The organism is Arcicella gelida (assembly GCF_034931025.1).
Lineage (GTDB): Bacteria > Bacteroidota > Bacteroidia > Cytophagales > Spirosomataceae > Arcicella > Arcicella gelida.
Genome location: NZ_JAYGIL010000034.1, coordinates 61,775 through 71,217, shown reverse-complemented (window position 1 = coordinate 71,217; position 9,443 = coordinate 61,775). Strand labels below are relative to the sequence as shown.

Below are 9,443 nucleotides of genomic sequence, written 5' to 3'. Positions count from 1 at the left end.
CCAACAATTTTATAATTTCGTCTTTGATGATTTGTTTCATCCTTAAAGGCTGGTTTGATGCGTGGTAGCTCAAAGTTCAGCCTTTTTGTTTTCAGAAACAAAATCTTCGGGTAGAGTAAATTAAATTAATGTTTCATTAGTCAAGTATGGTTATTTTTCCAAAAAAATAATTTAACTTGAATAGTGGAACATTATTTTTTGCAGAATAGTGGGATTTTATTCGTTTGTACAAATTATACCTTACTTTCAAACAACGAAACACCGATGTTGTCAAGTGAAAAAAAAGATTTATTTCTTTGTTGATGAATATTGACTTTGAGATAAAATGACATATTTTTTTTCAAGCTCAGTATTTTTAGCCCGATTATTGTAATAGGTGATATAATACTGATTCTTACTCGTAGAGAATGGACTTTTGAAATGATTTAAGAACATTCACTAATGCTGAAAAGAAAAGTTTGACTAACTACTTAAGAATTAAAATATGATATTATCAAGGGTTTTCATATCGAAGCTTTTTATCTTACTGTTTGGGCTGAGTATCTCTGCACAAACATATAAATCTCCGCATTTTAAAAGACTTTCAAATACTGAGGGACTTTCGCAGAGCCATGTAAGAGCTATCATGAAAGATAGTAAAGGTTTTATGTGGTTTGCTACTGGAGAAGGGCTTAATAAGTTTGATGCCTATAACTTTACGATTTACAAACATTCTGCCGATAACAACAAAACATTAAGCGATAATCACGTATATGATGTTTTAGAAGATGTAGATAAAAATATCTGGGTAGCAACTGGTATTGGGTTAGATAAATTTGACCGCAAGAGAGAAATTTTTACACATTCGATTAAAATTGATAAAAGATTAATTGTTAGAGACATTTTTCAAGATAGTAAAAAGAGATTGTGGTTAGGTACTAATTTTGGACTTATGCTTTTTAATGTGACCACTGGAAAGTACATCACTTTTAAACATGAAGACAATAATCAAAATAGCTTAAGTAACGATTTTATCTTTAACATCTGTGAAGATAAAAATCATGAAATTTGGATTGCCACACAAGATGGATTGAATAAGTTCAATCCTGAAACAAAGCGTTTTACAAAGTATTTTAATGACCCTAAAAATCCTAAAAGTGTTCCTTCAAGTTTTATAAAAGCCGTTTATAATGATTTTGAAAATAACATTTGGGTTGGTACGTTAGGCGGAGGTATTGCTAAGTTTGATGCAACAAATAATACATTTACTTCTTACAAGCATAACCCGAAGAATCCCAACAGTTTAGCATTGGATGATATTTTGTCTTTCATGGAAGATGAAGAAAAAAACCTTTGGATAGGTACTGAAAATGGAGGAATTAGTGTTTACGATAGAAAAAATAATTCATTTACAACCATAGTAAATGATTCAAATGATAATACAAGCCTAAGTAATAATTCTGTCTATAGTTTATACTTAGATAATATTGGCAATATTTGGATAGGAACATACTCTGGAGGAGTTAACTACTTGCCAAAATCAGGAAGTAAATTTCCACTCTTCAAGCATAAAATTGGTCAGAATAGTTTGAATAATAATATTGTTTTGGCTTTAGAAAAAGACTACGAAGGTAACGTTTGGATTGGTACAGATGGTGGTGGGCTTAATAAATTCAATCCACAGACCAATCAATTTACGGCCTTCAAACACCAGAATAATAATCCAAATTCACCAAGTACAGATTATATAATTACTGTATTAGAAGTAGAAAAAAATCTACTTGCGTTGGGCTATCACAGAGGTGGTGTTGACTTATTTAATACTAAAACAGGTGTGTTTACTCATCATGTTCCTGTTGATGACGACCCAAGTACTTTGTCATCAAAAAGTGTAAATATCATTATTAAAGATAAAAAAGGAAATCTTTGGATTGGTACTTGGCGTGGAGGATTAAATTATTTTGATAGACAAACCAAAAAGTTTACTCGTTATATCAATAATCCTAAAGATAATTCTACGCTTTGTGATAATGTGGTTAGTACACTTTGGGAAGACCAAAAAGGTAATATTTGGATTGGTACGGATAATGGTTTAGATAAATTTGACATCCAAACGAAACAATTTATTCATTATAAACACAACCCTAGACAACCAAATAGTTTGTGTAATAATTTGGTGAATGTGATTACTGAATTTGAGAAAGGGAAATTATGGATTGGTACAGGGGGAGGATTAAATATTTTTGACCCTAATACAAATACTTTCACAAAAATTTCTGAGAAAGATGGTCTTCCAAATGATGCCATTAATGGAGTTGTAAAAGACAATGATGGCTTTTTTTGGATTAGTACCAATAAAGGAATCTCGAGATTTAATTTCCAAAATAAGACTTTCAAAAATTATGATATTTCAGATGGTTTACAAGGAAATGAGTTCAAGACACATTCTTACTTAAAAACTTCTGATGGTAAAATTTACTTTGGGGGGCAAAATGGTTTTAATGTTTTTGATCCCCGTAAAGTAATTGATAATCCATTCGTTCCGCCGATTTATATTACTAATTTTTATATTTTTAACAAGGCGGTAGAAATTGGGAATAAATCTCCACTATCGGTGCATATCAACGAAACTAAAACGATTGTTCTTGATATGAAACAATCAGTATTTTCATTTGAATTTGCGGCATTGAATTATACTTTATCTGAAAAAAACCAATATGCGTACAAATTAGAAGGATTTGATAAAGACTGGAGTTATATTGGCAATAAACGTGGAGCAACCTACACTAATTTAGATCCAGGTAATTATGTTTTTAGAGTAAAAGCATCTAACAATGATGGACTTTGGAATGAAGAAGGAATTGCTATCAATTTGATAATTACGCCACCTTTTTGGATGACGCTCTGGTTTAGGTTTTTAGCTGGGTTACTTGTTGTTGGCGGTGCATTTGCCTTTTATCGTTATAGAATCGGTTTAATAAATGTTAAGAAAGTACAGCTTGAAAAAGAAGTAAAATTAAGAACAGCTCAATTGATGCAGTCAACTGCTGATGAAATAAAAGCTAGAAAAGAGGCTGAACAAGCCAACAAAGCAAAAAGTATTTTCTTGGCAACCATGAGCCACGAAATTCGTACTCCTTTAAATGGAATTATTGGAGTAGCATCATTGTTGGAAGAAACCCAACTTGATGAAGAGCAACGTAATTATTCGAAAACAATTCATGCTTGTGGTGACGATTTGCTGACGGTTATCAACGACATCCTTGACTTTTCTAAAATAGAATCGGGTAAAATGGAGTTAGAAGCTAAAGATTTTAACCTGAGAGTATGTATTGAAGAAATTTTAGACGTGTTTGCAGTAAAAGCTGCTTCTTTAAAATTAGATTTGTTGTGTCAGATTGAAGCTGATGTTCCTGCTCAAGTAGTTGGTGATAGTTTAAGATTAAGACAAGTATTGTTGAATTTAGTTGGTAATGCCATTAAATTTACTGAAAAAGGAGAAATTTTCATCAGAGTATTCATGATAAAAAATGAAGTAGGTAGTCCATTACAGATTGGTTTTCAGGTAATTGATACTGGTATTGGTATTCCTGCCGATAAGCTTGACAGGTTATTTAAAGCTTTCTCACAAGTAGATTCATCTACTACTCGGCGATATGGCGGTACAGGATTGGGTTTAGTTATTAGTGAAAAACTTGTTAATTTAATGGGTGGAGAACTAAGTGTGGAAAGTGAGTTTGGGCAAGGGACTACTTTTACCTTCTCGATGCAAGTAGCAAGAAGTTTGGCTCCAGAAATTGTAAATCCTATTTTGCCAAAAGCTGAATTTTTGCAAACGAAAAAAGTACTTGTTGTTGATGATAATTCAACCAACAGAAGTATTTTAAAGGCACAATTAGAACAATGGAAAATGGTTCCGCTAATTGCTTCGTCTGGAAATGAAGCATTAGCGATTTTAGAAAATGAGAAAGAGTTAAGCATGGTGATTACAGACATGCAAATGCCTGAAATGGACGGTATTCAATTAGCCTTGAAAATTAAAGCCATTCAGCAGAAATTGCCAATTATGTTGCTGAGTTCTATCGCAGATGATCAACATAAAGGGTATCCAGATTTATTTTGTTCAGTTCTAACGAAGCCTGTTAAGCAACATATTTTGTATAAAAATGTACTTACAAGTTTAATGATAAATGAAGATAAAGCTTTGACAGATAAAACAAATATCCCGCCTGTCGTTCAAAAATTAGCGAATGATTTTGCAGAACGATTCCCCGTATCTATTTTGGTAGCAGAGGATAATCCGATGAACCAAAAATTTACGCTAAAAGTATTGAGCAAATTGGGTTATGAAGCCGATTTAGCAGAAAACGGACTTGTGGCAGTAGAAGCATTCAATAAAAAACATTATGATATTGTTTTGATGGATTTGCAAATGCCAGTAATGGACGGATTGGAAGCATCAACGAAAATCAGACAAAATACTGAAATCAGACAGCCAATTATTGTAGCAATGACTGCCAATATGATGAACGATTGTCAGGAAGAATGTGATGAAGCTGGTATGGATGATTATTTAGGAAAACCATTTCAACTAGAAGCTTTTGTGAAATTATTAGAGAAGTGGGCTGGAAGAATTAAAGAAAATAATACACAAGAAGTATAAAGAAGTACAAAAAATAAGCGCTATTTTATGAAAGAATCATAGAATAGCGCTTTTGGTTTTTACTGTTTTTTGAAAATTAAAAGTGGTAATTTCCCTTCTTGAACAAAATGTTTGGTAACACTATCATTGAAAAACTTATCTAATAAAGACTTATCGTGCGTTGCTAAAACGATTACATCTGGCTGGTGATTTTTGATGTAAGTTTCTAAACCTTCTATAATTTCAGCACGATTGATACACTTCACTGCTAAATCTTCTTTTTCAAATTTATCCTCCAATAAATTTGTCATTTCTTGAATGGCGTGTCCAATATTGGGTTCAAAATAATCATGTACATGTACAACTTTACATTTTATTCCTAGTGGTTTCGTGATAGTCAAAAGCTTTTCAATAGCAGCTATTTCGTCACCTTGAAAATCAGCAGCATATAATAAATTTTGTGGGTAATTTATCGGAGAACCTGCTGGTACAACCCATACCGGGCAATTAGCTTTTTTCATTACTTCTTGCGTGTGAGTACCCAACCAGCGTTCAAAAATATTACTTGCACCTTGGGTTCCCATCACAATCAAATCAGCTTTAATCTGATTGGCAATGGTTATAATTTTATCCGTAGCTAATCCATACTCAACTCTCTGCGTGATTCTTTCTGAAGCTAAACCTGTTTTTTCAATAAAATGTACTGTAAAATGCTGAAGGTTTAGTTCCGCCTCTTTTCTGTTTCTAACGATAAAATCTTCAATTTCAGACGGTAATTGGTATTCAGAAATGGTAGGAATACTATATACATTTAATAAAACTATTTTTGCATTAAATAACCTTGCCAACATTCCTGCATATTGTGCAGCATGTTTTGCATTATCACTAAAATCAGTAGGGAAAAGGATCGTTTTCATAAAATTGAAATTTAAATTATGTCCGAAAGTTCCTTGATTTATGACTAGAAAATTATGACTGTACTCTCAATAAAAAATGATATTAATCAGCTATGTTTTTTATTCAAAAACCGTGTTGCTTTCTTCTAATTGATTACAGATGCTCATCATAAAATACCTTCTGATATCGGTGTGTTCATAAATCAAGGCATCTATCAATGATTTTTCGAAAATAAGAAAGATAGAATGCTCTAAGACTTTTACGCTATAGAGATGGTCTTTTTCTAAAAGCATTTCTTCTAAACCTAAAAAATACTTTTTGTTTTTCAAGACGACTGTTTTCTGCAAACCATCTTTCAATTCTACGCTACCATCTTTAATATAAAAAACGTAATCTGGGTGTTGTCCTTTTCGGTACAGATAATCACCTTGTTTAAAACTTAGTTGAATACCGCTAGACAATATAACTTTTTCTGCTTCGTTCATGTTGATTTTTATTAATCTGACGACAAGTTAGTGCTTTGCCTATTCCACTGAAATGATTTTTATCAATGCTTTTACTGATAAAATAAGCCCGTTTAAACTAACAAAAATGGTGAGACTTATTTAATGATAGGCTTTAAAGTCTAATCGTATAAGCTACTTATCTGCAATAATTTGTCTGCTCGAAGGATAGTAATTTCACTGCCACGAGTACTTACAATGCCTTCTTCTTTGAATTCAGAAAGAAAACGAATGACGGTCTCTTTGGCTGTGCCAACAATGGACGAAAGGTCTTCTCTGGAAATTGAAATGGAAAAATGCTCTGATTTTTTATCGTCGTAAGTGCTTTTTAATAGCAGTAAAGCTTCTGCCAAACGTTCTCTTACTGGCTTCATCGCTAAGTGAACCAATTTGTCTTGCGTATCGCCCAATACTTTGGCAAGCATTCGCATCAAATCGCTGGCTACTTTTACATTGCTGTCGATAAGATGGTTAAATTCAGAAGCAGAAATAAAACACGCTTCTGTATCATCCAAAGCAATGGCCGACGCACTATATTTTGAATTTTCAATCAAAGAACGATAGCCCAAAGTATCACCTTTTTTTACTAATCTAATTACTTGTTCTTTTCCGTCTGAACCCAAACGACTTACTTTTACTTTTCCACTATAGACACAAAAAAGCCCTAAAGGACGGTTTCCTTCATGAAAAATTACTTGTCCTTTTTTATAGACATTAAAACATTTGCTATCGTTTAGATGATTTAATTCATCAGAAGAACAATTTTTAAAGAGAGACGAATTCTTGAATTCGCATGTATTACAACTAGGATTCATCATTTTTTCGGGATTAATATCCCCGAAATTGCGTCTTAATCACACCTTTGTAAATGACTTTTATCAGTTTTAACAATTGCTTTACTCATACTTTGGTTAATCGCTAAAGCAGAACTTTGATGAATCAAAAAAATAAATAGAGCTTTTGATATTGAGCCTCAGTCTTTTCGCTCATAAAATAAACGCTATTCTCATGATTGCTACTGATACTGCGCAACTCTGTTTTCATTGCGGAAACGAATGCCCCGACGAACATATTCATCTTGAAGAAAAGTATTTTTGTTGTGATGGATGCAAAACGGTGTATGAAATTCTAGACCAAAATAATCTTTGTAATTATTACCAAATCGAAGAGAAATCTGGTAATACTCCACAAATTTCACGGTTTGAGTTTTTAGATAATCCAGAAATTGCTAAAACGTTGTTGGATTTTCAGAACGAAAGTATTTCGAAGGTTACTTTTTATATTCCTACCATACATTGTAGTTCTTGTTTGTATTTGCTTGAAAATTTATATCGTTTACACGAGGGAATTGAACGTTCGCAAGTAGATTTTTTAAAGAAACAAGTGGCAGTTACTTTCCGACACAATATTGCTGATAAAGGCATTTCTTTCCGACAACTAGCTGAATTGCTAAGTGCAGTTGGCTACGAACCTTTGATGTCGTTGAACGATGTTGTAAAAGAAAAAAAGAAACCAAATGACAGAAAATTATTGACGCAATTGGGTTTAGCGGGTTTTTGTGCGGGTAATATCATGCTTTTCAGTTTTCCTGAATACTTGGGTTTGCAAGATGATACTTATAAATTACTCTTTGGTTATTTGAATATTGTTTTAGCCACTCCCGTAGTATTTTATTCAGCATCTGGATACTTTGAATCTGTTTATAAAAGCCTAAGAAAAGGAATTGTCAATATTGATTTTCCGATTCTGCTAAGTATTCTTGTAGCATTTTTCAGAGGGATTTATGAAGTGATTTTTAATCATGGTGCGGGTTATTTTGATTCTGTTACTGGGCTGATTTTCTTTTTATTAATCGGGAAATGGTTTCAGCAAAAAACGTATCATTTTCTTTCTTTTGAACGAGATTATAAATCATATTTTCCATTAGCCGTTACTCGATTAGTTTTTGGTGAACATGAATCCGTTTCGGTAAGTGCTTTGAAAAAAGGCGATAAAATTCTGATTAGAAACGGAGAATTGATTCCTGCGGATTCACTTTTATACAAAGGAGAAGCCAATATTGACTACAGTTTTGTAACGGGCGAAGCCGCTTTGGAAAGAAAACAATTGGGCGATTTCCTATTTGCTGGCGGGCGACAAGTTGGAGCAAGTATTGAAATGGAAGTTTTGAAAGATGTTTCTCAAAGTTATTTAACCCAACTTTGGAACAACGATACTTTTCAAAAAGAGCAGGAGAGCAGGATTAAATCTTTTTCTAATTTGGTAGGAAAGTACTTTACTTTTGGTGTGTTGACTTTAGCATTTTCGGTAGCAATTTATTGGTATTTTACTGATGTTAGTAAAATGTTAAATGCTTTTTCTGCGATTTTGATTATTGCTTGTCCTTGTACTTTGTCATTGAGTTATCCTTTTGCACTTGGAAATGGTTTGAGAATACTTGGCAAACAACATTTCTACTTAAAAAATGGCGATGTAATTGAGACAATGGCAAATTGCGATACCATCGTTTTTGATAAAACAGGTACAATTACAACATCAGAAGGAGCGAAGCCACATTTTCAAGGAAAACGTCCGCTTTCTGTTTTTGAAGAAATGTTAGTCGTTTCTTTAGCACATAATTCTTCACACCCGATTTCTCAGAAAATCAAAGCAATTTCAGGAGAAAAGCACTTTTTAGCCATTGAAGATTTCCACGAAACAACTGGAAAAGGTATTGAAGGGAAATATCATGGTCATTTTGTGAAGTTAGGTTCAAGTACTTTTGTCAATCCTTCATTGAAAGCTGAATCTAAAGCTTTTTCAGCTTCAGTTGCCCATTTATCAATTGATGATGAATATTTAGGCTATTTTACTTTGCCAAATCATTACCGAAAAGATATAGAAAGTACGATTAAAGATTTAGGGAAAAAATACGATACGTACTTACTTTCTGGCGATAATCAAAGCGAAAGAGTGCATCTTGAAAGTTGGTTTAAAAATAAAGAGTACTTGCATTTTGACTGTACGCCACAAGAAAAGCTTTCATTTATCAAAAAACTTCAAGCAGAAGGCAAGAAAGTAATTATGATTGGCGATGGTTTGAACGATGCAGGGGCTTTGAAACAAGCAGAAATTGGCATTGCTGTAACTGATGACGCTTTGAATTTTACGCCAATGAGTGATGGAATTATTGCGGCAGAACATTTAAAAGAACTGCCTTCGTATTTGAAGTATAGCAAGTTTGCTTTAAAACTGATTCGTTTTAGTTATGTGTTTTCGTTGATGTACAATTGTATTGGTTTGACTTTCGCTGTTCAAGGTACACTTTCACCAATTGTTGCGGCAATTTTAATGCCTTTAAATTCAATTACTTTGGTGGGAATCGCTTCCATCGGAATGGTTGTAAAAGGCAATAAAATGTTTAAAAATAAGGAGTAGATTTT

The 9,443-nt window shown here is 33.0% G+C and carries 5 protein-coding genes; 2 read left to right on the top strand and 3 right to left on the bottom strand.

The genetic code is table 11. The features are described 5' to 3' along the window. Positions 1–484 precede the first annotated feature (484 nt). A complete protein-coding gene (locus VB776_RS20690) occupies positions 485–4,642 on the top strand; it encodes a hybrid sensor histidine kinase/response regulator (protein ID WP_323698774.1) in 4,158 nt (1,385 codons plus the stop codon). Between the two features lie 59 nt (positions 4,643–4,701). On the opposite strand, the gene VB776_RS20685 is transcribed toward VB776_RS20690, so the two are convergent. The 3 genes from VB776_RS20685 to VB776_RS20675 form a co-directional block, all read right to left on the bottom strand. Beyond that, positions 4,702–5,538 (bottom strand): universal stress protein, encoded by an 837-nt coding sequence (locus tag VB776_RS20685; RefSeq protein WP_323698773.1) that lies wholly within the window; start codon positions 5,536–5,538, stop codon positions 4,702–4,704. Positions 5,539–5,637: 99 nt separating this feature from the next. Then, complete coding sequence (locus VB776_RS20680; protein ID WP_323698772.1) at positions 5,638–6,003, bottom strand: Crp/Fnr family transcriptional regulator; 366 nt, start codon at positions 6,001–6,003, stop codon at positions 5,638–5,640. A 140-nt stretch (positions 6,004–6,143) separates the two neighbouring features. After that, positions 6,144–6,839 carry a Crp/Fnr family transcriptional regulator gene (locus tag VB776_RS20675; RefSeq protein WP_323698771.1) on the bottom strand — a complete coding sequence of 232 codons (696 nt, stop codon included), beginning with the start codon at positions 6,837–6,839 and terminating at the stop codon, positions 6,144–6,146. 190 nt (positions 6,840–7,029) lie between these two features. On the opposite strand from VB776_RS20675, the gene VB776_RS20670 reads away from it, so the two are divergent. Next, the gene (locus VB776_RS20670; protein WP_323698770.1) at positions 7,030–9,438 is read left to right on the top strand and encodes a heavy metal translocating P-type ATPase; all 2,409 of its coding nucleotides are present in this window, start codon (positions 7,030–7,032) and stop codon (positions 9,436–9,438) included. Positions 9,439–9,443 lie beyond the last annotated feature (5 nt).